The following is a 26,338-nucleotide window of genomic DNA, read 5'->3' on the forward strand; positions in this document are numbered from 1 at the left end:
AACGTCTAGGTTGCCGCGTGACGTCAGTTCGCCGCTTTGGGCTTGTCGGCCGCTGCCTTGTTGTCTCCCGGCGCTGGCGCCGCTGAGGCGCTGTTCTTGATGCCGTGCAGGAGATCGTCGGCCATCTTGAGCGCCTTGTCGTCCTTGGCATCCGGCGGAACGTAGGACTGCGAGCCGGTCTTCTCGTCGCCATCGTTCTTGAGGTGCCCGCGCAGCGAGGCCTCGCCCTTGGTGTCGGTACGAGACTTCAACTCGTCCGGCACGTCCTGGAGCACTTCGATGTCGGGCACGATGCCCTTGGCCTGGATCGACTTGCCCGACGGCGTGTAGTAGCGCGCCGTGGTCAGCCGCAGCGCGCCATTGCCGCTGCCGAGCGGAATGATGGTCTGCACCGAGCCCTTGCCGAACGAGCGCGTGCCGACGATGGTCGCGCGCTTGTGGTCCTGCAATGCACCGGCGACGATTTCCGAGGCCGAAGCCGAGCCGCCGTTGACCAGCACGATCACCGGCTTGCCCTTGGTCAGGTCGCCCGGATGGGCGGAGCGGCGCTGGGTCTCCTCGGCATTGCGGCCGCGGGTCGACACGATCTCGCCGCGCTCCAGGAAGGAGTCCGACACTGTGACTGCTTCTTCAAGAAGGCCGCCGGGATTGTTGCGGAGGTCGATGACGTAGCCCTTCAGCTTGTCGCCGATCTGGTTCGAGAGATTGGCGATCTCCTTCTTCAGGCCTTCGGTGGTCTGCTCGTTGAAGGTGGTGATGCGGATATAGGCGATGTCGTCGGCTTCGACGCGGGCGCGCACCGAGCGGACGCGGATGTTGTCGCGCACCAGGGTGACGTCGATCGGATTGTCGACGCCCTTGCGGATGATCTTGAGCTTGATCTTGGTGTTGACGGGGCCGCGCATCTTCTCGACCGCCTGGTTCAGGGTCAGGCCCTGCACCGCCTCGTCGTCGAGATTGGTGATGATGTCGTTGGCCATGACACCGGCGCGCGAGGCCGGGGTGTCGTCGATCGGCGAGACCACCTTGATCAGGCCGTCCTCCATGGTGACCTCGATGCCGAGGCCGCCGAACTCGCCGCGGGTCTGCACCTGCATGTCACGGAAGCTCTTGGCGTCCATGTAGCTTGAGTGCGGATCGAGGCCGGAGAGCATGCCGGAGATCGCCGATTCGATCAGCTTGGTGTCGTCGGGCTTCTCGACATAGTCGGAGCGCACGCGCTCGAACACGTCGCCGAAAAGGTTGAGCTGGCGATACGTGTCCGCGGTCGCGGCGCGCGCGCTCGAACCCATGAACACCGCGCGCGGCTGGGTCACGAACAGCGTCAGCGCCGCGCCGGTGGCCGCGCTGAGGAGGATAACTGAAGTCTTGCGCATCATCCGCGAACCTTCTCGCCTTCATTTGCGGCCCACCATGGGCCTGGATCGATTGGAGTGCCGTCTTTGCGGAACTCGACATAGAGCACGGGTTGACTCGCATTGGTGGCGAAAATGGAGGCGACTTGGGATGTCGACCCCATGATCGCGACCGGCTCCCCCGTGAGCACAAACTGTCCGATGTTTACCGAAATGCGCTCCATCCCGGCGATCAGGACATGATACCCGCCCCCCGCGTTAAGGATCAAGAGTTGTCCATAGCTGCGGAAGGGCCCGGAATAGACCACCCAGCCGTCACACGGTGTCGTGACCTGGGAGCCGGGCCGACTTGCCAAGGAAATGCCCTTTTGGACGCCGCCGACGCCGTCGGAACCGCCAAAATCCCTGATCTTGGTACCGTTGACGGGCAGCGGCAGCAGACCCTTGGCCGAGGCGAAGGCGATTGCCGGGCTGGTCCGGGAACGGTCCTTGAAGGCGGCCGGCCCCGGCTTGGCGTTGGCGGCCGCCTTCGCCTCGGCCTGCTTTGCGGCCTCGGCTGCCTTGGCGGCGCTTTGCAGGTCCTGCTCCATCTTGGCGATCAGGCCCTGGAGGTCGCCCACCTGCCTGGAGAGCGCGATCGCGCGCGCATTTTCGGCGTCGAGGTCCTTTTCCCGCGAGGCCTGCTGGCGCTGCCGCTCGTCGACGAGGGCTGCAAGCCGCGTCTGGTCGTTGCGGACCTTGTCGCGGTCGGCGGCGAGCTGGTCGCGCTCGGTTGCGATGTTCTTGCGCAGGGCCACGAGCTCGGCGAGCTCACTTGCGATCTTTTCCGCGCGACCACGCAGTTCCGGAACCAGGGCGCCGAGCAGCATGGCCGTGCGCAACGATTGCAGCGCGTCCTCGGGCCGCACCAAAAGCGCGGGCGGCGTCCGCCGGCCGGCGCGCTGGAGCGCGGCCAGGACCTCGACGATGTCGGCACGCCGCGAATTGAGCGAATTGCGCATCTCCTGCTCGCGCCCGCTCAGCGCGGTCAGCCGTGATTCGGCCTCGCCGATTTTGGTTTCGACGCCGCGCACGTTGGCGGCGGTGTCGATCAGTTGCTGGTTGAGCTGGGTGCGGTCCTGGCCGAGCGAGGCGATCTCGGCCTTCAGCTTGGCCTGCGCCTCCTCGCCGCTCTTTTGCCGCTGCCGCGCGGCTTCGAGCTCCTGCTCGCGCTGCTTGATCGCATCCGCCGAGATCGCGGCGGTCTGCGGCGCAGGCGATGCCGTCTGCGCGGCCGCCGGCGCAAGATGGCTGCCGGCAAAGCCCGCGATCAGCAACAGGTTGAGAAACTGAGCCCGCATCGCGTCGGAAAAGGTGCTCGTTGTGGCGCGAATCACGCGCGATGATAGGGATGGCCGGCCAGGATGGTTGCGGCCCGATAAAGCTGTTCCAGAAGCATGACGCGAACCATCTGGTGCGGCCAGGTCGCCGCGCCGAACGCGATCACGAGCTTGGCCTTACGGCGCAATTCGGGCGAAAGTCCGTCAGCCCCGCCGATGATGAATATTGTATGCGCGCTACCTTGGTCGCGCCAGCGGCCGAGATTCCGTGCAAATACGGTCGAATCGAGATTTTGCCCGCGCTCGTCGAGCGCCACGATCACTGACTTGTCGGGAATGTGCGAACCGATTGCCGCGGCCTCTTCGGCCATGCGGGTCGCAGTGTCGCGCGCGCGGCTTTCCGGAATTTCATGGACGGTCAGCTCGCGAAACCCGAGCTTGCGGCCGACCTCGTCGAACCGCTCGAAATAACGATCGGCAAGCTCCCGTTCGGGGCCCTGCTTCAGCCGGCCAACCGCAATGACAGCAACACGCATGACGTCTTTAGAACCGCGTCTTTAGAACCGCGTCTTGAGAGCCGCGTGTTCAACCCGCGCACACCACGCGCGCGCACGACGCTAGCATGCGCGTCAGCCGATTCGAAATCGGCCTCTTCAGCCTCTAGATCGCCTTCGCCGCCCCAGGGCCCTGCGTGTACAATCTCTCGAGATTGTAGAACTCACGGACCTCGGGTCTGAACACGTGCACGATCACATCGCCGGAATCGATCAGCACCCAGTCGCAATTGGGCAAGCCCTCGACATGGATGTTCTTGATGCCGGTTTCCTTGAGGCTCTTCGTGACGTTTTCCGCGATCGCGCCAACGTGCCGGTTGGCCCGGCCCGTGGTGACGATCATGTAGTCGGAGTACGCCGATTTGCCGCGAAGGTCGATGGTGACCGTCTCTTCCGCCTTCATATCCTCGAGGCGGGAGAGGATCAGGCTCAGCGTCTTGTCGGCGTCGGGTTGCGCCTTCAAGGCCGCAGCTTGGGTCGATGTTTTACGCGTAGGCTTAGCAACCTTGGGTAAAACAGACTTGGACAATACAGATGTGGTCAGGGACCATTCCTTTCACTGTATCGCGAACGCCGAATCCGACGCTCACTGGCTACACTACATCATGTGGGGTTAAGGGTTTCAATATGCCAGAGCGTGTTCCCCCCCCAACGAGCTGCCTCACGCAATGCCTCATTTGGCCGCCTTCCAGCTCCCGTCCGGGTTCCGCAAGGTTGTCGAGGACAGGCTGAGCTTCAGCCCGGTGAGGAAGACCCATGCCGGCGCCGGCCGATCCGCAAGACGCGCTGCCTCATTCTCCGGCAACCGGTAACGGGCGAGTGCCCGGGCGGCGGGCGAGGCGAGGGCGCGAAAGCTTTGCGGCGGGCGGTCGATGACCGCCATCGGCACCTGGGCCGCGATGCGCTGCCAGTCCTGCCAGCGATGGAATTGCGCGAGGTTGTCGGCGCCCATGATCCAGACAAAGCGCAGGCCGCTTGCGCGGCGGCGCAAGAAGTTGATCGTGTCGATAGTGTAGCGCGTGCGGATGACGGATTCGAGACAGCTCACCTCGATGCGCGGATCGCCCGCGACCGCGCGCGCAGCCTTCATGCGCTCGCCGAGCGCCTGCAGCGCGCCGTTTTCCTTCAGCGGATTGCCCGGCGTCACCAGCCACCACACGCGATCGAGTTGCAATCGCGTGAGTGCGAAGCGGCTGATCGCGCGATGCGCGTGATGCGGCGGATTGAAGGAGCCGCCGAGCAGCCCGATGCGCATGCCATCGGTATAAGGCGGCAACGCTTGCGCCACGAAGCGCGGCACGACGAAATTGTTGCTCAATGCCCGCCCTGCGAGGTCACGGCCGCGTCTGTCCAGTGCCGTGGACGCGGTACTTGAAGCTCGTGAGCTGCTCGGCGCCGACCGGGCCGCGCGCATGGAATCGGCCGGTGGCGATGCCGATCTCGGCGCCAAAGCCGAACTCGCCGCCATCGGCGAATTGCGTCGAGGCGTTGTGCAGGACGATCGCGGAGTCCACTTCGCTCAGGAATTTTTTCGCGGCAGCTTCGTCCTTGCTGACGATGGCGTCGGTGTGGTGCGAGCCGTGGCGCTGGATATGCGCGATCGCGCCGTCGACGCCGTCCACGACCTTCGCCGCGATGATCGCGTCGAGATATTCGGTGTCCCAGTCGTCCTCGCTCGCAGCTTTGACGCGCGCATCAGTCGCCTGCACGGCATCGTCGCCGCGCACCTCGCAGCCGGCGTCGATCAGCAGGCCGATGAGCGGCTTCAGGCTCTTCGCCGCTCCCGCGCGATCGACCAGCAACGTCTCCGCCGCGCCGCAGACGCCGGTGCGGCGCATCTTGGCATTGAGCACGATCGATTTCGCCATCTCGAGATCGGCGCTGCCATCGACATAGACGTGGTTGACGCCTTCGAGATGCGCGAACACAGGCACGCGCGCCTCCGCCTCGACGCGCGCGACGAGGCTCTTTCCCCCGCGCGGCACGATCACGTCGATGGCGCCGTTCAGGCCCGCAAGCATCATGCCGACCGCGGCGCGGTCGCGCGTCGGCACCAGCGTGATCGCAGCTTCAGGCAGGCCGGCCTCACGCAGGCCCTGCACCAGGCATTCGTGGATCGCGCGGCAGGAGCGGAAACTGTCGGAGCCGCCGCGCAGGATCACGGCGTTGCCGGATTTCAGGCACAGCACGCCGGCATCGGCTGCGACATTGGGCCGGCTCTCGAAGATCACGCCGACGACGCCGAGCGGCACGCGAACGCGCTCGATGATCATGCCGTTCGGCCGCTGCCAGCTCTCGGTGACGACGCCGACGGGATCGGCAATGCCGCGCACGATGGCGATGCCCTCGGCCATCGCCTCGACGCGCGCAGGCGTCAGCGTGAGACGGTCGATGAAGGCGCCCGTGGCGTCGCTGCTGCTGCGGGCCTCGGCCACGTCCTCGGCATTGGCCGCGAGAATGGCCGCCGCGTTGTTACGGATCGCACGCTCCATGGCTTCCAGCGCCCGGTTCTTCTGCTCCGCCGGCGCCAGCGCCAGCACGCGCGCCGCAGCGCGGGCCCGGGCGGCGAGATCGGTCATCAGCGCCTGGAGATCGGCAGTGCCGTCGAGGGCTTTGAGGGGGGCGGCCATGGGAATTCAACCTTCTGCTAAGGCGGTGTCCTAGCACGGAAATCCCGCATTTGCGAAGGGCGGGGAGGGAATGGCTGATCTCTCCCGGGGCGCGGCAGCTGGGTCATTGGCCCAGTGAGGTAGATCCGAAAACCGAGGTAGGTCCGGCGATAGTCGTCAGTTTAGCTTCCGGATCGGAACGGGACAGATTGGCTCACCAGGTGCCAGCCACTCGAACACATACTCGCACGGTTCGGCGTCGCCTTCGGCATAGATCTCATGCTTAAGGGTCCACCCCAGACGAACGTATTGCTGTGCCATCTGCGCTGAATGAGCTTTTGCGAGTCTTGGCTGGGACATGCCGCTCTTGGCTCGTTGGGAGCCTCCCCGGTGGGAAAAAGCAATGAGGCCGCTTCGGCCCTTACCCGCCCACCACCAGATCATCGCGGTGGATCATCTCCGACCTCCCGCTGATGCCGAGGATGGCCATCACGTCGGGCGAGGAGCGACCCTTGATCCGCTCGGCATCGTCGGCATCATAGGCGATCAGGCCGCGGCCGATCTCGCGCATATCGGGGCCGCGCACGATCACGGCATCGCCGCGGGCGAACTGGCCCTCGACCTTGATCACGCCCGCCGGCAGCAGGCTGGCGCCGGCGCGAAGCGCGGCGACGGCGCCGGCGTCGATGGTCAGCGTGCCCTTCGGCTCCAGCGAGCCCGCGATCCAGCGCTTTCGCGAGGTCACGGGATTGGCCGGCGTCAGGAACCAGGTGCAGCGGCCGCCGTCGGCGATCGCCTGCAAGGGGTGCTCGATCTTGCCCGACGCAATCAGCATATGCGTGCCGCCGGTGGTCGCGATCTTCGCGGCCTCGACCTTGGTGCGCATGCCGCCGCGCGACAGTTCGGACTCGGCATCGCCTGCCACGGCCTCGATCTCCGAGGAGATGCTGTCGACCACCGGAATCAGCTTTGCGTTCGGATTGTTCTTCGGCGGCGCGTCGTAGAGACCGTCGATGTCCGACAACAGCACGAGCAGGTCGGCGCTCGCCATGGTCGCGACGCGCGCGGCGAGGCGGTCGTTGTCGCCATAGCGGATTTCGGTGGTCGCCACCGTGTCGTTCTCGTTGATGACGGGGATCGCGCGCCACTCCAGGAGCTTGCCGATGGTCGAGCGCGCGTTGAGATAGCGGCGGCGCTCCTCGGTGTCCTGCAGTGTCACCAGGATCTGCCCGGCGCCGATGCCGTGGGCCCCGAGCACCTCCGACCAGATCCGCGCCAGCGCGATCTGGCCGACGGCGGCCGCGGCCTGGCTCTCTTCCAGCTTAAGCGGGCCGCGCGGCAGCTTGAGCCGGCTGCGGCCGAGTGCGATCGAACCCGAGGAGACGATCAGGACGTCGCGTCCCTCGCAATGCAGCTTTGCGAGGTCGGCCGCAAGCGCCGCGAGCCAGGATGCGCGCACTTCGCCGGCATCGGAATCGACCAGCAGCGCCGAGCCGACCTTGACGACGATGCGGCGGAATTGACTGAGTTCGGGGTTGGCCATGGGCGCTTGGGGACGAATTTGCTCTGCATTGTAAGGCGGCGGAGCGAAAGGCGGCGCCGGTGAGGCCTGCTTTTGCAGCAGGACGATGGCCGGCGCAAGGCGGGGCTGCGGGTAACGGGGCTGCCGGTAAACAGCGTTAACGGCCTTGTCTGCCGCCGCGGCACCTGTCTAATGCGGCCGAATAGAGGGAGGGCACGTATGGATCGCCGCGACTTCATCGCCGGATGCCTCGGGCTGCCGCTGCTGTCGCAGGCGGGCCGGGCGCACGGCCAGGCCGGGCTGACCAAGATCATCTTCCCGTTCGCGGCGGGCGCCGGCGGCGACACGCTGTGTCGGCTGATCGCGCAGGAGATGGCGCCGGCGCTGCAGAAGACCATCGTCGTCGAGAACCGCACCGGCGGTGACGGCCTGATCGGCATCAAGGCGGTGAAGGGCGCCAATCCCGACGGCAGCATGGTGCTGGTGACGACGGGGCCCACCATGTACCTGCTGCCGATGGTGGAGACGACGCCGACCTTCGATGCGGCAAAGGATTTCATGCCGGTGTCGCTGCTGGCGCGCTTCGAGTTCGCGGTCGTGATTGGACCTGCGATCGCAGCCAGGAATTTCGGCGAGTTCGTCGCCTGGCTGAAGGCGAATCCGGACAAGGCGACGTTCGGCGTGCCCAGCAATGGCACCATCCCGCATTTCATGGGCTCCAGGCTGGAGAAGGATCTCGGCATTCCCTTGAGCCGTGTGCCCTATCGCGGCAGCGCGCCGATCCTCAACGACCTCGTCGGCGGCCACGTGCCGTTCGGCATCACGACGCTGGCCGACGCGCTTCCGCAGCATCGTGCCAAGGGCGTGACCATCATCGCCGTCTCGAGCGCAGAGCGTTCGCCGTTCGCGCCGGATGTTCCGACGCTGAAGGAGAGCGGCATCGATCTCGTCGCGGACGCCTGGTACGGCATGTGGCTTCCCGCCGGCAGCCCGCCAGAATTTGCGGCTAAGCTCAGTGCCGCCGCAGTTGCAGCGCTCGCAAAACCCGAGGTGAAGGAGAAGCTCACCGCGATCGGACTCATTCCGGTCGGCAGCACGGCGGAGGGGCTCACGCAGGAGCTCGCCGCCAACACCGCGTTCTGGCAGCCGATCGTGAAGGCGACAGGATACAAGATCGAGAATTGAGAGGTGCTGCCTCTTCTCCCTCTCCCCGTTCTTACGGGGAGAGGGAAGTAGTCACAGCTTCGCGCGCTGGGCGATGCCGTCGCGGATCGCGGTGAGTTCGGCTTCGTCCCAGATGCCGATCAGGAACCCGCCCTTCACCTGGAGCTGATTGTCGGCATAGGCCGCGATCTTCTCGGGGGGCGTGGTGATGTGACCGCTTGGATGCAGCGCCCAGTCGAACAGCTCGGCCTGAAGCCTTGCGATGATGCCGGCACATTCGGGATCGTCGCCGCGATCGACAAATTCGTCCGGATCGGTCTCGAGGTCGTACAGCATCGGGCGGAAGCCGGAGGCGTGGATGTATTTCCAGCGGCCGTCGAACACCATGAACAGGCGGCAGCGCTCGATCGGCTGGTTCAGCTTCAGCCGCACGTCCTGCATGGCGTAGTCGTATTCAGAGAACGCGACCTTGCGCCATTGCGGCTTCTCGCCGCGCAGCAGTGGCAAAAGCGAATGGCCCTCGAGGATGTGGCTGGGCACCGCGCCGCCGAAATAATCGACGAAGGTCGGTGCGAGATCGATGCCCTCGACGAGCGCATCGCATATCGTGCCACGCGTGGCGTCGGCTTCCTTCGAGGGATCGATCACGATCAGCGGGATCTTCGCCGACTGCTCGTGGAACAGGTCCTTCTCGCCCATCCAGTGATCGCCGAGATAATCGCCGTGATCTGACGTGAACACGATCATGGTGGTTTCCAGGAGGCCGCGCGCCTCCAGGAATTTCATCAGCACGCCCATCTGGTCGTCGATCTGCGTGATCAGGCCCATATAGGTCGGGATCACCTTCTCGCGGGCATCGTCGCGCGCCATGTTGCGGGAGTAGCGCATGTCCATGTAGGCGCCGAACACCGGATGCGGGTTCTGCCGCTCGCGCTCGGAGCGGATCGCCGCCAGCATGTCCGAGGTCTTGTACATGCTGGCGTAGGGTTCTGGCGCGATATAGGGCCAATGCGGCTTGATGTAGGACAGATGCAGGCACCACGGCCGTCCGTCGCCCTCCGCCTCGGTGATGAAGTCCATCGCACGGCGCGTCATGTAAGGCGTCTCGGAATGCTCGTCCGGCACGCGCGCGGCCTTGTCGGCATGCACCAGCAGCCAGCCGTTCTGCAACGACCCGTCGTCCGCCGCGCCGGAATTGGCCCAATGCTCCCAGGGATTGGTCGCCTCAAATCCTTGCTTTCGCAGATACTCGTCGTATCTCGGACGCGGCCGGCCGGTCGGATGCAAGCCGTCGTCGCGCTCATAGGGCTCGAAGCCGCATTCGGCGACGTGCACGCCGATGATCGATTCCGGCGGAATGCCGAGCATCTTCATGCCTTCGAGGTCGGGCGCCATATGGGTCTTGCCGACCAGCACGTTGCGCACGCCGATCTTGCCCAGGTGATCGCCGAGCGTCGGCTCGCCGACGCGCAGCGGCCAGCCGTTCCAGTGCGAGCCGTGCGAGCGCATGTAGCGCCCGGTGTAGAACGACATCCGCGAGGGACCGCAGATCGGCGATTGTACATAGGCCTTGGAGAACAGCACGCCGCGCTTGGCCATGGCGTCGATGTTCGGCGTCTTCAGCGTCGGATGTCCGGTGCAGCCGAGATAGTCATAGCGAAGCTGGTCGCACATGATCCAGAGAACGTTTTTCGCACGCGACATGCTTCGCCCCTGCATATTCTTGATTGCTTGATGCTGCGCTATCGCGCCGGCGAAGACAAGCAGGCCGGACTCAACGCTCGACGTCGACCGACCAAGGCTCCGCTTCGGCCGCGCTCTTGGCCTTGCTGGAGACCGGGCTCTCGCCGATCACATCCGCAAGCGCGCGCAGCGCTTCCTTGACGCCCTGGCCGGTGGCGCCGGAGAGCAGCAACGGCGTCTTCTTGGCGGCGCGCTTCAGGCGATCCTTCTGCTTCTTCAGTTCATCCGGCTCGACCGCGTCGATCTTGTTCAGCGCGACGATCTCGATCTTGTCGGTCAGCAGCCCGCCATAGGCATCAAGCTCCGTGCGCACCGTCTTGTAGGCCTTGCCCGCGTGCTCGCAGGTCGCGTCGACGAGATGCAGCAGCACGCGGCAGCGCTCGACATGGCCGAGGAAGCGGTCGCCGAGGCCTGCGCCTTCATGCGCGCCTTCGATCAGACCCGGAATATCCGCCAGCACGAACTCGCGGCCGTCGGCATTCACGACGCCGAGCTGCGGATGCAGCGTGGTGAAGGGATAGTCGGCGATCTTCGGCTTTGCCGCGCTGACCTTGGAGAGAAACGTCGACTTGCCGGCATTGGGGAGCCCGACCAGGCCGGCATCCGCGATCAGCTTCAGCCGCAACCAGATCCAGCGCTCCTCGCCGGGCTGGCCGGGATTGGCGTTGCGCGGCGCGCGATTGGTCGACGATTTGAAATGCGCATTGCCGAAGCCGCCATTGCCGCCCTCGGCGAGCACGAATTTTTCGCCGACCTTTGTGAAGTCGTGGATCAGCGTCTCGCGGTCCTCGTCGAAGATCTGCGTGCCCACCGGGACCTTCAGCACGATCGCCTTGCCGTTGGCGCCGTGGCGGTCGGAGCCCATGCCGTTCTCGCCCTTCTGGGCCTTGAAGTGCTGCTGATAGCGGTAGTCGATCAGCGTGTTGAGCCCGTCGGCGACCTCGATGACGACATTGCCGCCGCGGCCGCCATTGCCGCCGGAGGGGCCGCCGAATTCGATGAACTTCTCGCGGCGGAACGCCACGCAGCCGTTCCCGCCGTCACCGGAGCGGATATAGACCTTTGCTTCGTCGAGGAATTTCATGGGTCATAGGTAGGGCAGGGAAGCCAGCGCGGCAACCCGAACTTGTCCGGGAAGGAGCCGAAATTTAAGCGATTTTCGACCCTTGCTTAACCAGTTGACGTCACGCCGGGCGCAGCCGGATCAGGAATTTCTGCGTCCCCTCCAGCACCAGCTCCTTGCGCTGGTTGAACACGGTACTCGTCAGCGTCACGACGCCAGTCGAGCGTCCCGGCACCAGCTCGGTGACCTCGAGCGCGGGATAGATGGTGTCGTCGGCGTAGACGGGCTTGAGGAACCGGCTCGACTGCTCGAGGAAGCCGACGAGGGACTCCTCGACCATGAAGGGAAACAGGCCTGCGCCGGGCGCGGTGTGGATCAGCGTCTGGAAGCCGTGGGCGAGCAGGTTCGGCATGCCGCGGGCGCGGCAATATTCGACGTCATAGTGCACCGGATGGGTGTCGCCGCTCGCGGTCTGGAATGCGGCGAACACCGCCGAGGTCTGCGTGCGGCTCGGCAGCACGAAGCGTTCGCCGAGGACGAAATCCTCAAACCAGCGTTGCGCGGGGATCATGCGGTGCCGGGTCGGATCGAACGCGGTCATGACTGGTGCTCTCTTGCCGGAGATATCAATCGCTACCGCGATGCGAAGAGTGCGACAATACGTTCAATTCGTCTTGACCGGGCTTGTCTGGGCTCTCCATGCCTTTAAAACGGCCACAACTGACCTGTTCGCCAGCTCCTGGCGCGCTCTCCCCGTCATTGCGAGCGCAGCGAAGCAATCCAGACTGTCGCCGCGGAAGGATTCTGGATTGCTTCGCTGCGCTCGCAATGACGAGTTCCAAAAGCAAACTCTTCAATGCCTCTCTTCAAGAAACTCTCCGCCTATGACGAACGCTCGGCGCGGCTGGCCGGCATCGCGCTGATGGTGTTGTCGATCTTCCTGTTCTCGTTCGGCGATGCCATGGGCAAGTTCATCGTCGCGACCTATTCGGTGGGGCAACTGCTGTTTCTGCGCGCCTGCGCGGCCTTGCTCGTGCTGGCGCCGTCGATCTGGCGGCAGCGTCACGAATTCACGCATCTGGAGCGGCCGTGGCTGCAGCTCTTCCGCGTGGTGCTCTCGACGCTGGAGGTGGCGGCCTTCTTCCTGGCGACGGTCTACCTGCCGCTCGCCGACGTCATCACCTATTATCTGGCAGGTCCCATCTTCGTCACCGCGCTGTCGGCGATCTTCTTGGGGGAGCAGGTCGGCTGGCGGCGCTGGACCGCGATCCTGATCGGCTTCTGCGGCGTCCTGATCGCGCTCCGCCCATCGGCGCAGACGGTGAGCCTGCCGGCGCTGATCGCGCTCGGCGGCAGCCTGTCGTTTGCGACGCTGATGCTGGTCACGCGGTCCTTGCGCGAGACGCCCGACATCGTGATGGCCTCCTCGCAGTTCGGCGGCACGTTCCTGCTCGGGCTCGCACTTTCAGTGTTTCACTGGGTGCCGCCGAGCACGGGCAGCCTCGTGCTGTTTGTGCTCGCCGGCTGCACCTCGGTCGCCGCGCTGCTGTGCGTCAACCGCTCGCTCAAACTCGCGCCCGCGAGCGTGGTGGTGCCCTATCAATATTCGATGATCGTCTGGGCCGTGATCTTCGGCTTCGTCGTGTTCGGCGACGTCCCCTCGATCGCCACCATCATCGGCGCCGCCATCATCATCGGCGCCGGCTTCTACATATACTTGCGCGAACGGGATTTGGGGCGGCAGGACACGCAGGTGAATCCACCTGTGTGAGATAGAGACGCAGAAAAATGTCGTCTCGGCCTTCGCCGGGACGACATTGATGATTGAGGAAGCGCCTGCGCCTTACCTCACCCGCCTCGCGCTGCTCCAGCTCTTCAGCGAGGACCACACGCCGCGCGACAGGCGGAAGCAGTCGACGGGCGTCGAGCATCCCAGCGCGTAGAAGCGGTGCAGCTGGACGCCGCTCCACTGGAAGCCGCACTTCTCCAGCACGTTGCGCGAGGCCGGATTGGTGACGCGCGCGCCGGCGTAGAGATGGCCTTCCCCGAACTCCTCGAAGAAGAAGTCGATCGCCCCGCGCGCAGCCTCGGTGGCAAAGCCTTTTCCCCAATGCTCGACGCCGAGCCAGTAGCCGAGTTCGGCATTGTCAGGCGTCGAGCAGTCGATCCCGATCATGCCGACGGGCGCATTGTCGTGCTCGATCAGGAACACGGTCTCGTTGCCGAGCTCTGCGGTGGCGCGGATGAATTCCACGGCGTCGTCGTGCGAATAGGGATGCGGCAGGCGACGTGTGTTCTCGGCGATGCGGCGGTCGTTGGCGAGGCGCGCGATCGCCTTGACGTCGGCGAGCGTCGGCTTGCGCAAGGTCAACCGCTCGGTGGCGACGACATCAGGCCTCGCCTCGCGCAAGGTGGTGCTCGAAAAATCCTGCAACATGTCCGGCTCCGTCAAAGACTTTAGGTCAAAACGAAAAGGGGAGGCCGGTTTCCCGCCTCCCCTGGAGCCTTCGATCTTTTGATCTTGAGGACTCCGCCGGTTTGGTCAGGACCGGCGGACTCCAATTTGATCCACCGTATTATTCAGCCGCCTCTGCGATCGGAAGCACCGATACGAATGTGCGGCCGTTGGCTTTAGCCTGGAACGCAACGCGGCCTTCAACCTTGGCGAACAAAGTGTGGTCAGTGCCCATGCCGACATTAACGCCGGGATGCCACGTGGTGCCGCGCTGACGCGCAATGATGTTGCCGGGAATCACATGCTCCCCGCCGAACACCTTGATGCCGAGGCGCTTGCCCTTCGAATCGCGTCCGTTGCGCGATGAACCGCCTGCTTTTTTGTGAGCCATGGCTCGTCTCCGAAATCCTGCGTATCTCTAGATCAATTCCTTGACGGAATCATTTCACATTTTCTCACGCATCAATTCGTGAATTGGCGTGATCAAAGTCTCGCTATTCAGCGGCCTCCTTTGCCACCTTCTCCTTCTTCGGACGCGGCCCCTTGGTGGGCTTGGCGTTGCCGGTCAGGATCTCGGTGACGCGGAGCACGGTGATCTCGTCGCGATAGCCACGCTTGCGACGCGAATTCTTGCGGCGGCGCTTCTTGAACGCGATGACCTTCGGCCCGCGCTTGTGCTGGAGCACCTCGGCCGCCACGGACGCGCCCGCAACCGTCGGGGCACCCAGGACCGGCGCGTCACCGCCGACCAGCAAAACTTCACTCAGCTGCACGATCGTGCCGACTTCGCCGGCGATCTTGCCAATTTCCAGGACATCATCCGGTACGACGCGGTACTGCCGGCCGCCGGTTTTGATGACTGCGAACATCGTTCTCTTCCTTCGTGTTCAATCCCGGCCTTTCGGACTTTCGTCCGGGCCGGCTTTTTGTCAGTCGCTATGGGTTTTCAGCACTCTGCGCGGGTGGGGTATGCCCCTCAAAATCCACGCAAAAACAAGCGGCGCGAGAAACGCCCCGCGCCGGCTGGGGGACTTATAGCGGCCGAAGCGCTTGAGTCAAGGAAAACCGGGCTCAAAAAGCCCCAAATTTGAAGGATTTGGCCGGTTCTTGCCGCCGGGCCGGGGTACCTTCGGATAGTTGGCCGCACCTGCAACCATTGAGTTCCGCCGCAGTTGTCATCCCGAATTTCAAAGCGGGCAAGGGCTCCATGGCAGACGAGCTGGTTTTGACGACGGGAATCGCGCAGCACGGCGCTGCCCGCCTGCCGTCGGTGGACGTCGACAGCTTCAACGCCGAGCTGAAGGACGAGGACGGCTTTCTCGGCGACCGCGCCAGCAAAAGCGCATTCCGGGCCATCCTGGATCATTGGCGCAAGCCGCTGCGCAAGACCGGCGAGGACCCGTTCGGCGACGAGCCGTCGGACCGGATCAGCAAAAAGACGCTGGACGAGATGCTGGTTGGCGACGACACCGAGGCCTCCGCCGTGGTGCACAGCGCGATCGAGGATTTTGCCCAGGAGCTCGCCTACGTCACCCGCCGCTTCCTCAAGACCAAAGCGTGGGCGAAGACCGAGCGCATCGTGGTCGGCGGCGGTTTCCGCGACAGCCGCCTTGGTGAGCTCGCGATCGCCCGCGCCGACATCATCCTGAAGGCCGAGGGTTTTAAGGGCGACATGCTGCCGATCCGCTTCCACCCGGACGAGGCGGCCCTGATCGGCGCGCTGCATCTGGCGCCGTCCTGGATTTTCGAGGCCCATGACAGCATCCTCGCGGTCGATATCGGCGGCACCAATATCCGCTGCGGCGTGGTCGAGACGCGCTGGAAGAAGGCGAAGGATCTCTCCAAGGCCTGCGTCTGGAAGTCCGACCTGTGGCGCCACGCCGACGATGAGCCGACGCGTGAAGGCGCGGTGAAGCGGCTCACCAAGATGCTGAAGGAGCTCATCGCGGAGGCCGACACCGAGGGGTTGAGGCTCGCGCCCTTCATCGGCATCGCCTGTCCCGGCGTGATCAAGGAGGACGGCTCCATCGAGAAAGGCGCGCAAAATCTCCCCGGCAATTGGGAGAGCAGCAAGTTCAACCTGCCGGCGAGCCTGGTCGAGGGCATTCCGGCGATCGGCGAGCACGACACCGCGATCCTGATGCACAACGACGGTGTGGTGCAGGGGCTTTCCGAGGTGCCGTTCATGCAGGACGTCGAGCGCTGGGGCGTGCTCACCATCGGCACCGGGCTCGGCAATGCGCGCTTCACCAACCGGCGCAAGGAGGCTGGTAACGGCAAGGACCGTGACTCTGCGGATAACGGGAAGAAGAAGACCAAGGAAAACAACAGGGAAAGCAGGCAGAACGACAAGGAGTAACCTTGACTGGTTAGGTTAAGGCGCGGATTGCGTTGCAGCACGCTGCGCGGTCGTTACGGTCCGTCCGTCGCCTCACGCCGGCCGGCGAAGCCGCCCTTCTCGGCCTGCATTGCAATGAGCGGCAAGGGACCGCCAGTGTTTACCGCGTCTGGCGGTCCCACCCGTGGGGCTCTGCGGCGCCTGCCCGTTTCTTCTCAGCTCATGTGATTCGCGTCCGCGAGGGCTCGACTGCGCGCTCTGCCGGTTCGGGAATTTTTGGCACAATCTGCACTTTGCACCCGTTCTGTCCGGTCTAATATTACCGTATGGGGAACGATCTGGTGTTTCGAATCACGGTTATTGTCCTGGGAACGCTGCCTGTCGTGCTGACGGCTTTCGCGCTGCTCGGCGCTCCGTTCGCAGACTGAGCGCCCGAACCCGGCGCCGGTGCAGGACCGTGCAAATCGGCGCGAAACAGGCTCTCGGGCCGGTTTCAGCCGGTGTTAGCCTGCGCGCACCTTCCACGAAGCGCTGGATTTTCGTCGCGCCCGCCTTGTCTGGCTCGCCATCCTCGCCTAGAACACGCCCCGACCGCACGGGGCTACCCCGATTTGGCGCCTTCAGGAGAGGTGGCAGAGTGGTTGAATGCACCGCACTCGAAATGCGGCATAGGTGCAAGCCTATCGGGGGTTCGAATCCCTCCCTCTCCGCCACTACACTGTTCTCCTCAGTATCCGATTGTTCGAAACGACAGCAAAAACAACGACTAGCGTGACGAACGCTGTTGCGGCCAGTTCCGCGATGGTACCCGTAGTCACCGCGCAAGTCGTAGTTTTTGATCGTGGGTTCGGAGGACGGATTTCGCGAGGGGGACCACATGGCTGGCAAGCTCAAGCCGCTCGACGTTGAACGCGAAACTCGACCCGGCAAATACCCTGACGGGGACGGTCTCTATCTCATCGTGAAGGGTGCGACGTCGAAGAACTGGATCTATCGATACTGTAAAGGCGGCAAGGAGCGATGGCTCGGCCTGGGCTCGCTGAAGGATGTGTCGCTAAAGGATGCGCGGTTAGCTCGCGACGCAGCGCGTCTTCGCGTCAAAGGCGATCGCAGCACACCCGGCGTCGACATCGTGCAGGAGAAGCGCGCGGCGCGCGAGGAAGCAAAAACCGTAGAGATCAAGACCTCTCTTCCGATCTTCGAGGAATGTGCCGAAAACTATATCCGCGAACACTGGGCCATCTGGAGCAAGAAGCACCGCAATCAATGGCCATCGTCGCTGAAACGATATGCTTATCCGACAATCGGGAAACTGACGATCCCAGAAATCAAGCCCAGCCACTTGTATGAATTGCTGAGGCCGATCTGGGTCGAAAAACGCGAGACGGCGAACCGCGTCCGCGGGCGGATTGAGACAATCATCGCGAAGAACGTCGACGTCGACGACAAGGATTTTCGAAACCCCGCCGAGCTCACTAAGCAACTGCGCGAGAAACTTCCAAAGCGGCCCAAACGTGTCGTCCGGCATCATCCAGCGCTGCCCTATGCCGAAGCACTGCAGTTCATGGCGGACCTATCGACGGCTGCCGGCACTGCCGCAGCGATGCTGCGCTTTCTGATCTTCACGGCGTGCCGCACGAACGAAGTGGTGGACGCCCGCTGGACTGAGATCGATCGGCCATTGTCGGCTTGGCGAATTCCCGGCGAGCGCATGAAGATGAAACAAGACCACGTCGTGCCACTGCCGGATCCTGCCATGGTCATTTTGGAGAAAATGCGCGACGGCGCTCAAGGCGGGTTGATCTTTCCAAATCCCGACGGCGGATCGTTTTCTGAAAACGCAATGCTCGCTGTGCTCGACCGATTGGGCTACGGCCACGTCACAGTGCACGGTTTCAGATCGACGTTCGCGACCTGGGCCGAGGAGTGCACGGACTACCCGGACGGGGTGCGCGAGGCAGCACTGGCGCACAAGTACAAGTCGGAGACCACGGCAGCCTACCAGCGTGGACAAAAGCTCGAGAAGCGACGCGCCCTTATGAAGGATTGGGCGCAATTCTTGGCAGGATCAAACGTGATTGGCTTTCGCGAAGTTGGTTGACCTATTCGCATCGCATCGGGAGGCTGCGAGCTCATTAGACTGCGGGCTTAAGCTGCCAATGTGCGCCCGAGCGTCGAATTTTACGATGGAGCCGCCGATAATGCGCACGGTAGAACGAACGCTTTGCGGAGAAATCGTTCTCCGGCATGCTCAAGAATCTCTGGAAACAGCAGGATGTTTCGCACATGTCCCCTAATTCCATCGCGCTGGAAGCGCCGCTCGTAGCATCGCCGAACCAGACGATGAGGGCGATCCAGGTCTCCCGCAAAAAGCTCTACGAGCTCATCAACAACGGCGAACTGGAAAGTTACACGGAAGGCAAGTCACGCCGGATCACGATCAAATCGATCAACGGATACATCGAGCGCCGACTAGCAACGGAAGCGATTCGCCGCGGCCGAACTGCTTCCGCTAGAAACCATCAATCACGTCCCTAAGCGCGCCGCCACCTGGCTGCTCCAAGCCGGTCGGCCATGCTCTGGACTTGATCGGATGAACTTTGATGCAGGCATCTCAACGCCGATAAGGGATGCGCAAAAAGCGCTCTCGCTCGCCGCTCGCATCGTGGCGACAGCACCAAATACACCGTCTGCGCGACTCCATGCTCTGCAAAAAATGGCCGATCACCTGCGCGAGTATGTGCGGAGCGGCTGGCTCAATCCGGCGACCGTTTCGGACAAGATTTTCGAAGTCGCTGCGCTACATGGGCTGGTCGGCGAACCCGGCAGCGACCAAGAAGCAGCCATTATGCAAATCGCGATGTCGGCAAATCTGCCGGTTGAGCTGCGTTCGACCGGGCGCCACGACGGCAAGTCCGACGATGCCGGCATGCCGACTACGCCGTCGCTGGAAACCAAGACGCCAGCAGTCTGGAAGGGGACTGAGCCGCTCAAGCAGCGCTGGCTGGCGGCCGCGCGTATTCCATGCGGCGATCTCACGCTCTATTCAGGCAATGGTGGTGCAGGCAAGACCGAAACAGCGGTGCAGCTGCTGGTCTCGGTGACCGCAGGGCTCGGCGACTGGCTGGGTTGCGTTGTCGAGACGGGCCCGGCCCTGTTCCTCAGCTGCGAAGAACCTGAGGCGAATATTCGTGATCGGATCGAACGTATCTGCAAGCATCGGTGCATCGATCCGCATGCGATCGGGGATCTGCATCTGCATTTTCCTGACCTTGAGGCGACCTGGCTCGTGACGGCGGACCGGTTCGGCAAAGTCATGAAGACCGCGCTTCTACAGCAGATCGAACTCTGGATTAGCGTACGCCGGCCGATCCTGATCGTCATCGATTCGATCGCCGCGGTGTTCGATGGTGAGGCGATCGCTCGGCGGCAGGTCCGCAGCTTTCTTGCGATGTTGCGGAAGGTCGCGCGCGATAATGAGGCAGCGATCGTGCTGCTCGACCACCCGTCGGTGCGTGGCATGGCCGACGGTTCCGGAACCGCCAATTCTGTCGATTGGCGTAACTCTGTCCGCGCGATGCTCCATCTTTCAGATGCAGACAAGAACGATCCGGATATCCGAGAACTCGAGGTCAAGAAGTCGAACTACGGGCGCTCCGGCGAGAAGATCAAGCTGCGCTGGAACGGCCTAACGTTCGTTACGAAAACATCAGCCGACAGCTCTCCCTACCGGGCGGCAGCCGAGCGCGACGTCGACGAGCTTTTCCTCAAACTGCTCGACAAGCGCATTGCCCAGGGCCGGCCCGTCCGCCCGAGCACTGGTCGCGGAAGTGCGCCATTTGAGTTAGCCGGCGACCCCGAGGCAAACGGGGTATCGTCAGACGCTTTTCGCGCTGCCATGGAGCGCTTGTTCACAGCCGGAAAAATCGTGAGTGTGGAAACGGGACCCGCTTCGAAGCGCCGGAAGCACATCGAGAGAGCGCCCCGATAAGTTTCCATCGCCCGTTCGATCGGTCTTCCATCGCTTCCAACGCCCATTCGAACGCCTCTGCTAACGGCCCTTCCATCGCCTGCCATCGCCCCTTCCATCGGCGGTGCTCCATCCCCCCACACCCCTGCAGCGATGGAACGCGCTGCTCCGCTGGTGCTGCGCTGGCGTTCAGGGTTTCCGTACAATTGGGTCGGGCAGGAAGTGAGCACGGGATAGCCAACCGTGGAGGGCGAGATAAAGCGAACTGGCGTTCGCTGGCTCCCTCCGGTCGCAAAGGGTTGTCTGCACATTGGATCTTGCAAGTTTTGGCGACGTCAAAACGGCACGTAGCAACGTGTGCAGGCGCCGCCCTTCGAACTTTCCCGATGAATTTCAATCTTTCGAGCGATGGCGCTCGCAATGTGCTCCGAAGAGGAGCCACGCTGTTTGTTCGCTATCGTGCGTGATGATGCGATTTGATGCGATCAGTGTTCGGCAGCTCTTGTGTCGGCCCTTTCCGATGTCAATCGTCGCGCCATGGCACGCGATGACAGTGAGAATTTCCGGATCAGACCTGGCCGGTCCCGCAACGGAGGAGCGCGCATCAATCCGCGGACGCAACCGTTTCTCAAGCAGGTCCAGGTCGCAGTCCGCAAAGCGGGTGGTGATCCTCGGCGGATAGGCTCGAGAGCGCGATCGGGCGGCGGCCGGGAAGGAGGAAGGTCGGGCCGGTTCAGCGCGCGCGGCCGGGGCGCGAAGGTCGTTGCGTCGTTTGCTCGGCAGGGCAGGGACGCTGGGTGGCAGAGAGATTCCGCAGGCCGCTTCCGGGCCCGGCGGGTGGTGGTCAAGGCGAGGGTCGTGCGGCTCAATCCGCAGCGGCGTGGCGCGCGGGGTCCGAAGATCCGCGCCACGATGAGCAGGGCCGTCGATGCCCATCTGCGCTACCTCGAGCGGGATGGGGTCACGCGTGACGGCGAGCGGGGCAAGGCCTATTCCGCTTTCGAGAACGAGGCGGACGGCAAGGCCTTTGTGGAGCGTGGCCGGGAGGATCGTCATCAGTTTCGGTTCATCGTCGCCCCGGAGGATGCAACCGAAATGGCTGACCTTCGCGGCTTCACCCGTGACCTCATGCGCCAGATGGAATTGGATCTCGCCACCCACCTCGACTGGATCGCGGTGGACCACCACAACACCGGCCATCCCCACACCCACATCATCGTCCGCGGCGTGCTCGATGATGGCCGCATCCTCAATATTGCTGGCGACTATATCAGCCGTGGCGTCCGCCACCGGGCAAGCGAACTGGTCACCCGGGAACTGGGTCACCAGAGCGAGATCGAGCTTCAGACAAGGCTGCAAAACGAGGTCGAAGCCGAGCGCGTGACGCGGCTCGACAAACTACTCTTGACCGAGCAGCAGGAGCAGGGCGTGATCGATCTGCGACCAGGGGAAGGTGCGACCTTCCTCATACGAGAGAACCGTAACCTCATGATCGGCCGGGTAAGGCACCTGGAGCGCTACGGAGTGGCCACCGAGCTTGAGCCGGGACGATGGGCCCTTTCCGACCGCGCGGAACAAGTCCTGAAAGATCTGGACCACCGCACTGAAGTCATCAACACCGTCCACCGGGCCCTCACGAAGAACGGCCTCGCCGAGGAGCGCGGCGTTGACCAATTCGCCCTTCACGGAGAAGGATCAGGCGAGAAGATCGTCGGCCGAGTCCTGGCCAAGGGCCTGGCCGGAGACGAGATGGGCGAGCGGGTTTACCTGGTCGTCGACGGCATCGATGGCCGCGTCCATCACATGGAGTTCAAGGACGCGAGCCGGATCGAGGAGGTCGGGCGGGACATGATTGTCGACGCGGCCCCAGTCGTGTCCGGTCCAAGACCTGCCGACCGCAACATTGCCAGCAATGTCGAGGAGCGCAACGACATCTACCGGCCGTGCCGGCACCTGGAGCGTATCCGCGATAGCTTTGAGCGGCAGGGCAAGGACCCCGAAGCTTTCGTGCGTTCCCATGTCCGACGCTTGGAGGCATTGCGCCGGGCCGGCCAAGTCGAGCGGATCGATGCCGATAATTGGAAGGTCCCGAAGGACATCGTCGAGCGGGGGCAGGCCTACGACCTCAGCCAGGGCGGCGACGGGCTGAGAATACGGACGCTCTCGGCCATCGGCCTCGACCGGCAGATTGCCAGCGAGGGTGCGACTTGGCTCGACCGACAGATTATTGCCGAGGACCGCTCGGAAATCAGGGACGGCGGTTTTGGCAGAGAGGTCAACAAAGCTATCAGCCGTCGGGCTCGGCGACTTGTCGAGATGGGCCTTGCGACCGCTAAGGATGGCAACGTTCGTGTCCCCGTGGACACGGTGGCGACTCTTGAGCGACGGGAGGTTGAGCGTGTCGGCCACCAGATGGCGAGAGAGCGCGGGCTAACCTACACGCCAGCAAACGCCGGCGAGTACGTCAGTGGCCGCCTCGCCGGCGTCGCCAGCCTCGTCAGCGGGCGCTTCGCGATGATCGACAACGGGCTCGGCTTTCAGCTCGTGCCCTGGCAACCACTCCTCGAGAAGCGCATCGGCCAGCACATCAGCGGTCTGCAGCGCGACGACCGTGGCATCGAGTGGACTTTCGGAAGAAACCGAGGGCTCGGCCGGTAGCACAGTCACGGCAAAGGCGCGCCTGCTACCATCAATTGGGACGGACCGCCGCCGCCCTATCAAGGCGGGCGCGTGCCGCGCCCCCGCTTCGCGGTTGGCGGCCTTGTCAGGCCGGCGGCGGCTTCATCGTCCAGGAACGCAACGTAGTGCTGGTCGGCGGCACTGGCACTGGCAAGACCCATTTGGCCATCGCAATCGCCAGAACCTGCATCCGATCCGGTGCCCGTGGGTCGCTTCTGCAATGTGGTCGACCTTGTCAACCGCCTCGAGATCGAGATCCACAGCGGACGTTAGCGCCGTCTTGCCGAACATCTAGCCCGAATGGACTTCATCGTCCCGGACGAACTCGGATATTTGCCCTTTGCCCAGTCCGACGGTCAGCTTCTCTTCCACTCGTCAGCCGGCTCTACGAGCGCGCCTCCGTGATCGTCACCACCAATCTCGCCCTCGGTGAATGGCCCAGCGATGAACACCGCGCTGCTCGACCGCTTGACCCATCACTGCGACATCGTCGAGACCGGCAACGACAGCTGGCGATTCAAAAGCCGCGACGACGATCATGCAACCCGCGCTCGTTGACAGCAGAAGGCGGGCTGAGGGATGATCGACCCAGCGCTATTCAGATCGGCATTCTCGATTGCCTACATCTGAGAGACTGAGTTTGCGCATTCTCTTCATCGGCGATGTCGTTGGAAAGTCCGGCCGCCAAGCCGTTCGAACCCATCTTCCGGAATGCATTGCTAAGCTGAAGGTGGGTCTGTGCGTGGTCAACGGCGAAAATGGCGCGGACCAGGGCTTCGGCATCACCGCCGCCATCTACGAGGAACTGCTGGCGTCCGGCGCGGATGCTGTAACCTTGGGCAACCATTCCTGGAATCGTTCTGCGATGGCGCCCGATCTTGTGCTGCGGGCAGACAGTTCAAGCTGGCCAGCTGTCCCAGCTCCTTCGGAGGCAGCGCCTTCACGTAGCGAGGTCCGGTCGTGACGGGTGCTGAAGCCGGGCTCAAATCAACCCGTGAAGCCGAACTTCACGACGTCGTCCTGCCGGGTAAAGGTATAGTTGAAAAGGGCGACGCGGCTGGCGTGTTGAAGTTCACATCCTGCCACCAGGGGTGCTGGTACTCGGCGAATAGCGACACCGGATGGCCGAAGCCCTGCAGGAAGCTCGGCTGTGCCAGGCGCCGCCGACGCCGAGCGGCCGCCGCCCGTTCGGGTCATGAACGAAGTTCTGGCCGGTGTTTGGATTGTGTGCGTGAACGCCATCAGTGTCTACGGCGACATGAATCTCTATGGTTCTGAGGGCATCACCTCCACGAGAGGAGCCCGAGTACACTGCACTAAGTGGGATCGTGGGAACGGCCTGCCCCGTCTTCGTGTCGATCCAGACGTAGCAGCCGCCGCCGGCAGGCGTCGCATTTTGCGCGGGGCTTGAGCTTGTTGGCCATTGTCGCGTGCTCTTGTGGTAGTCATGACTGTTTCCGGCTATTCCGGATCCCTGTCGCTCGAAATACCTGCAGGCGCGCGAAGGGGACGCACATGCATCCGCACAATCGTAAGAAACTCGACGAACGCGTGATCAGAGCGGCAGAGGCGGCGCTCGCAGCCCAGAAGTATGTGCGCCCCGTTGACGTGCTGGTGGGGATCGGATGGCTCGATCCCGGTGCACTCAAGCGCTGGCAACGGGGAGAGGTCGATTATCTCGAGAGGGTGGTGCAGACTAATCTGCCGCGCATTTCCGAGGCCATGAAGCTGTTTCGGTCGTGGGCGGCCGCGGAGGGGCTAACCGCAAGCGAGACGCATTATATCGCGCGGGCTCCATCGCGGCGGACGCTGCGCTTCAGCAAGAGCGGGAATCCGACGATCGAAAAGCTGTACCGTACCCATTGGATTTCGGGTGAGCTTTCCGAGAGGAAGCGGGAGCTTTTGGCGGAGAGAGCGAGCCGTGCTCCCGAGCTTCTGGTGATCCAGCCGCTGAACGAAACCTGGAAATGCCACCGATGCGGCGGAACGGGAGATTTTCTCATCATGGAAAGCCCCGGTCCGGTGTGCCTGCGCTGCACAGGTCTCGACGATCTTGAATTTTTGTCTGCCGGGGATGCGCTGCTCACGCGCCGAGCCAAGGCGAAAAGCGCAAGGCACGCTGTGGTGGTACGCTTCAGCAAGAGCCGGCGCCGCTATGAACGACAAGGTCTGCTGGTCGAGCCGCGCGCCTTAACGGAAGCGCAACGCGAACTCGACCGACAGAACCGCGGTTAACTCATCCGCGCCGGAACAGCGGTCGCAGGCGGCGGAATCGTGCTCTGGCGAAGTGACGCGCAGCCGATGAAGGTGGGCGCTGTTGCTTCACCGTGCACTATGATGGCGGAGCCTGAGGTTCCGCTCCAATCGCTAATTCTGCGATGGCCTGCGACACGCGCTGCCCCGAAGTCGGAGGGAGTTGCAGCTCACGTACATCAGCCAAAATTTAGTTTCGACGCCGGCTCCGTGAGCACCGCGATCGTGCGCAAGGCGATATCGCGCATCAAACCGATCTCGGTCATGTCCCTCCCGTCGGCGAGCGCCTTTGCAACGATCGCGAGCTCTCGCCAGCATAGATCGGCCTCCGCGGGCGCCTCGCGCATCCACAAGGCGGTGCTCAGAATGAGGTCGGCCCATCTGTCACGGCGGCGCGCAAAGATGCTCTGCAGAAGATAGTTTGCAAGCTTCGCGCGATTACCGCGGCCTGCGCGACCCACCGCTCGTGCAACCTCCGGGTCGTCCTCAAACCAGGATTGTGCGATGACCTCGATGTCGGCCAATTCAGCGCTCTTCCGCAGCACCGATGTAAGCGTCGCGGGCTCCAACATAGTCTTCGGGACCTCGGAGACCAGGCCGGCTAGCGTTTCACTGAAGGTCATACGCGATGGTTGCCAGTCGACACCGCCGATCGTCTCGGCAACCTCGAGAAGTCCGAGCGGTGGCGCCTCTCCCTTCTCTGCGCCGATTGCCAAGTGATGTGCTACGATACGATCGAGGTATGACCTAGATACAGCAAGCGTGGGAGCGGCCATCCCGGCACTGGCCAGGCTTGCCTCGATCTGGCGACGTGACTCCGGCTCGCTGCTCCAGGCATCTGCAATCGCGCCCTTGGTCAGGATCGACGAGATCCGCTTTTTTCTTCCTGCAGGCGACACCAACAGGAAACCTTGTGTTGCCGCACCGTCGACGGCCGTGGCGGCAATCGCCTCGATGCTGCCTACCTCCCATTGCACGCATTCGATCCCAGCCGCACGTGCTTTGCGGATGATGGCATCGATTTCAGCTCGCTCGTTCTCGGGCCGCCAATTACGCACCGCGATGAGCCGCCGAACATCAGTCGGCGCCAGAGAGGCCGCGACCTGTGCAAGCGCTGCCGCAACGACGCGGCGCACAGCCGAGGCCGGATCGAGCAGGAACAGAACCGCGGCGCCGCGCGCTGCGGGCTGGTCGGCGAGCGCCAGAGTACCGGCCAGCGCGCAGCGGGCTTCGACCGGCATGGCATGGGCGGTTTCGAGCAGCGAGCCGACGATCATGAACGGATCGCCCTCGCAAGCTTTGAGGATACCGGAG

Annotated in this window: 22 protein-coding genes, 1 tRNA gene and 2 pseudogenes; 11 read left to right on the top strand and 14 right to left on the bottom strand. The window is 63.6% G+C overall.

Going from position 1 to position 26,338, the window contains the following annotated elements:
- Positions 1-23 precede the first annotated feature (23 nt).
- From Q2941_RS27210 to proB, 7 genes are all read right to left on the bottom strand, one after another.
- A complete protein-coding gene (locus tag Q2941_RS27210) occupies positions 24-1,379 on the bottom strand; it encodes a S41 family peptidase (protein WP_027523567.1) in 1,356 nt (451 codons plus the stop codon).
- Positions 1,376-2,695 (bottom strand): murein hydrolase activator EnvC family protein, encoded by a 1,320-nt coding sequence (locus Q2941_RS27215; RefSeq protein WP_027523568.1) that lies wholly within the window; start codon positions 2,693-2,695, stop codon positions 1,376-1,378. The genes Q2941_RS27210 and Q2941_RS27215 overlap by 4 nt, the downstream gene beginning before the upstream one ends.
- Positions 2,696-2,727: 32 nt before the next feature.
- Complete coding sequence (rlmH, locus tag Q2941_RS27220; protein ID WP_027523569.1) at positions 2,728-3,210, bottom strand: 23S rRNA (pseudouridine(1915)-N(3))-methyltransferase RlmH; 483 nt, start codon at positions 3,208-3,210, stop codon at positions 2,728-2,730.
- Between the two features lie 124 nt (positions 3,211-3,334).
- Positions 3,335-3,691: a ribosome silencing factor gene (gene rsfS / locus Q2941_RS27225; RefSeq protein ID WP_027523570.1), complete on the bottom strand. Its 357-nt coding sequence runs from the start codon at positions 3,689-3,691 to the stop codon at positions 3,335-3,337.
- Between the two features lie 210 nt (positions 3,692-3,901).
- Positions 3,902-4,546 carry a nicotinate-nucleotide adenylyltransferase gene (locus tag Q2941_RS27230; RefSeq protein WP_027523571.1) on the bottom strand — a complete coding sequence of 215 codons (645 nt, stop codon included), beginning with the start codon at positions 4,544-4,546 and terminating at the stop codon, positions 3,902-3,904.
- Positions 4,547-4,562: 16 nt separating this feature from the next.
- Positions 4,563-5,858: a glutamate-5-semialdehyde dehydrogenase gene (locus Q2941_RS27235; protein ID WP_027523572.1), complete on the bottom strand. Its 1,296-nt coding sequence runs from the start codon at positions 5,856-5,858 to the stop codon at positions 4,563-4,565.
- Between the two features lie 400 nt (positions 5,859-6,258).
- Positions 6,259-7,380 (bottom strand): glutamate 5-kinase, encoded by a 1,122-nt coding sequence (gene proB / locus Q2941_RS27240; protein ID WP_027523573.1) that lies wholly within the window; start codon positions 7,378-7,380, stop codon positions 6,259-6,261.
- A gap of 198 nt (positions 7,381-7,578) precedes the next feature.
- Here proB and Q2941_RS27245 point away from each other — a divergent pair, with 198 nt between their 5' ends.
- Entirely contained in the window at positions 7,579-8,544 is a 966-nt protein-coding gene (locus tag Q2941_RS27245; RefSeq protein ID WP_027523574.1) for a Bug family tripartite tricarboxylate transporter substrate binding protein, read from the top strand.
- A gap of 51 nt (positions 8,545-8,595) precedes the next feature.
- Here Q2941_RS27245 and Q2941_RS27250 read toward each other — a convergent pair whose 3' ends face one another.
- The 3 genes from Q2941_RS27250 to Q2941_RS27260 form a co-directional block, all read right to left on the bottom strand.
- Entirely contained in the window at positions 8,596-10,227 is a 1,632-nt protein-coding gene (locus tag Q2941_RS27250; RefSeq protein ID WP_458194264.1) for an alkaline phosphatase family protein, read from the bottom strand.
- Positions 10,228-10,297: 70 nt separating this feature from the next.
- Positions 10,298-11,350: a GTPase ObgE gene (obgE, locus tag Q2941_RS27255; RefSeq protein WP_458194265.1), complete on the bottom strand. Its 1,053-nt coding sequence runs from the start codon at positions 11,348-11,350 to the stop codon at positions 10,298-10,300.
- Positions 11,351-11,450: 100 nt separating this feature from the next.
- A complete protein-coding gene (locus Q2941_RS27260; RefSeq protein WP_254109467.1) occupies positions 11,451-11,930 on the bottom strand; it encodes a MaoC family dehydratase in 480 nt (159 codons plus the stop codon).
- Positions 11,931-12,185: 255 nt separating this feature from the next.
- Here Q2941_RS27260 and Q2941_RS27265 point away from each other — a divergent pair, with 255 nt between their 5' ends.
- Entirely contained in the window at positions 12,186-13,100 is a 915-nt protein-coding gene (locus tag Q2941_RS27265; RefSeq protein WP_027523577.1) for a DMT family transporter, read from the top strand.
- Between the two features lie 72 nt (positions 13,101-13,172).
- Here Q2941_RS27265 and Q2941_RS27270 read toward each other — a convergent pair whose 3' ends face one another.
- From Q2941_RS27270 to rplU, 3 genes are all read right to left on the bottom strand, one after another.
- Positions 13,173-13,766, bottom strand: coding sequence for a GNAT family N-acetyltransferase (locus tag Q2941_RS27270; RefSeq protein ID WP_027523578.1), 594 nt, complete (start codon positions 13,764-13,766; stop codon positions 13,173-13,175).
- Positions 13,767-13,905: 139 nt separating this feature from the next.
- Complete coding sequence (gene rpmA, locus Q2941_RS27275) at positions 13,906-14,175, bottom strand: 50S ribosomal protein L27 (protein WP_458194266.1); 270 nt, start codon at positions 14,173-14,175, stop codon at positions 13,906-13,908.
- 103 nt (positions 14,176-14,278) lie between these two features.
- The gene (gene rplU, locus Q2941_RS27280) at positions 14,279-14,653 is read right to left on the bottom strand and encodes a 50S ribosomal protein L21 (RefSeq protein ID WP_027523580.1); all 375 of its coding nucleotides are present in this window, start codon (positions 14,651-14,653) and stop codon (positions 14,279-14,281) included.
- A 338-nt stretch (positions 14,654-14,991) separates the two neighbouring features.
- Here rplU and Q2941_RS27285 point away from each other — a divergent pair, with 338 nt between their 5' ends.
- From Q2941_RS27285 to Q2941_RS27325, 9 genes and pseudogenes are all read left to right on the top strand, one after another.
- The gene (locus Q2941_RS27285; RefSeq protein ID WP_254109465.1) at positions 14,992-16,143 is read left to right on the top strand and encodes an ROK family protein; all 1,152 of its coding nucleotides are present in this window, start codon (positions 14,992-14,994) and stop codon (positions 16,141-16,143) included.
- A gap of 602 nt (positions 16,144-16,745) precedes the next feature.
- A tRNA-Ser gene (locus tag Q2941_RS27290) sits at positions 16,746-16,835 on the top strand.
- 128 nt (positions 16,836-16,963) lie between these two features.
- Positions 16,964-18,223, top strand: a complete 1,260-nt coding sequence (locus tag Q2941_RS27295) for a tyrosine-type recombinase/integrase (RefSeq protein WP_458194267.1) — start codon at positions 16,964-16,966, stop codon at positions 18,221-18,223.
- A gap of 146 nt (positions 18,224-18,369) precedes the next feature.
- Entirely contained in the window at positions 18,370-18,660 is a 291-nt protein-coding gene (locus Q2941_RS27300) for a helix-turn-helix domain-containing protein (protein ID WP_458194268.1), read from the top strand.
- A gap of 55 nt (positions 18,661-18,715) precedes the next feature.
- Positions 18,716-20,113, top strand: a complete 1,398-nt coding sequence (locus tag Q2941_RS27305) for an AAA family ATPase (protein ID WP_458194269.1) — start codon at positions 18,716-18,718, stop codon at positions 20,111-20,113.
- A gap of 837 nt (positions 20,114-20,950) precedes the next feature.
- Positions 20,951-22,750 carry a DUF3363 domain-containing protein gene (locus Q2941_RS27310; protein WP_458194270.1) on the top strand — a complete coding sequence of 600 codons (1,800 nt, stop codon included), beginning with the start codon at positions 20,951-20,953 and terminating at the stop codon, positions 22,748-22,750.
- Positions 22,751-22,860: 110 nt separating this feature from the next.
- A pseudogene (locus tag Q2941_RS27315) lies at positions 22,861-23,329 on the top strand (ATP-binding protein); the annotation flags it as partial.
- Between the two features lie 82 nt (positions 23,330-23,411).
- Positions 23,412-23,630, top strand: a pseudogene (locus Q2941_RS27320) (YmdB family metallophosphoesterase); the annotation flags it as partial.
- 656 nt (positions 23,631-24,286) lie between these two features.
- The gene (locus Q2941_RS27325; protein ID WP_458194271.1) at positions 24,287-25,006 is read left to right on the top strand and encodes a hypothetical protein; all 720 of its coding nucleotides are present in this window, start codon (positions 24,287-24,289) and stop codon (positions 25,004-25,006) included.
- A 197-nt stretch (positions 25,007-25,203) separates the two neighbouring features.
- On the opposite strand, the gene Q2941_RS27330 is transcribed toward Q2941_RS27325, so the two are convergent.
- A partial coding sequence (locus Q2941_RS27330) for a hypothetical protein (protein ID WP_458194272.1) occupies positions 25,204-26,338 on the bottom strand: 1,135 nt, incomplete at its 5' end.

Source organism: Bradyrhizobium sp. UFLA05-153, assembly GCF_054185185.1.

Bases quoted from the DNA above. Each gene is read 5' to 3' on its own strand.
- Q2941_RS27250 (WP_458194264.1), bottom strand. From the start codon at position 10,227: ATGTCGCGTGCGAAAAACGTTCTCTGGATCATGTGCGACCAGCTTCGC.
- Q2941_RS27325 (WP_458194271.1), top strand. From the start codon at position 24,287: ATGCATCCGCACAATCGTAAGAAACTCGACGAACGCGTGATCAGAGCG.
- rlmH (WP_027523569.1), bottom strand. From the start codon at position 3,210: ATGCGTGTTGCTGTCATTGCGGTTGGCCGGCTGAAGCAGGGCCCCGAA.
- Q2941_RS27245 (WP_027523574.1), top strand. From the start codon at position 7,579: ATGGATCGCCGCGACTTCATCGCCGGATGCCTCGGGCTGCCGCTGCTG.
- proB (WP_027523573.1), bottom strand. From the start codon at position 7,380: ATGGCCAACCCCGAACTCAGTCAATTCCGCCGCATCGTCGTCAAGGTC.
- obgE (WP_458194265.1), bottom strand. From the start codon at position 11,350: ATGAAATTCCTCGACGAAGCAAAGGTCTATATCCGCTCCGGTGACGGC.
- Q2941_RS27285 (WP_254109465.1), top strand. From the start codon at position 14,992: ATGGCAGACGAGCTGGTTTTGACGACGGGAATCGCGCAGCACGGCGCT.
- Q2941_RS27265 (WP_027523577.1), top strand. From the start codon at position 12,186: ATGCCTCTCTTCAAGAAACTCTCCGCCTATGACGAACGCTCGGCGCGG.
- Q2941_RS27260 (WP_254109467.1), bottom strand. From the start codon at position 11,930: ATGACCGCGTTCGATCCGACCCGGCACCGCATGATCCCCGCGCAACGC.
- rpmA (WP_458194266.1), bottom strand. From the start codon at position 14,175: ATGGCTCACAAAAAAGCAGGCGGTTCATCGCGCAACGGACGCGATTCG.
- Q2941_RS27215 (WP_027523568.1), bottom strand. From the start codon at position 2,695: ATGCGGGCTCAGTTTCTCAACCTGTTGCTGATCGCGGGCTTTGCCGGC.
- Q2941_RS27235 (WP_027523572.1), bottom strand. From the start codon at position 5,858: ATGGCCGCCCCCCTCAAAGCCCTCGACGGCACTGCCGATCTCCAGGCG.
- Q2941_RS27270 (WP_027523578.1), bottom strand. From the start codon at position 13,766: ATGTTGCAGGATTTTTCGAGCACCACCTTGCGCGAGGCGAGGCCTGAT.
- Q2941_RS27300 (WP_458194268.1), top strand. From the start codon at position 18,370: ATGCTCAAGAATCTCTGGAAACAGCAGGATGTTTCGCACATGTCCCCT.
- Q2941_RS27305 (WP_458194269.1), top strand. From the start codon at position 18,716: ATGAACTTTGATGCAGGCATCTCAACGCCGATAAGGGATGCGCAAAAA.
- Q2941_RS27210 (WP_027523567.1), bottom strand. From the start codon at position 1,379: ATGATGCGCAAGACTTCAGTTATCCTCCTCAGCGCGGCCACCGGCGCG.
- rplU (WP_027523580.1), bottom strand. From the start codon at position 14,653: ATGTTCGCAGTCATCAAAACCGGCGGCCGGCAGTACCGCGTCGTACCG.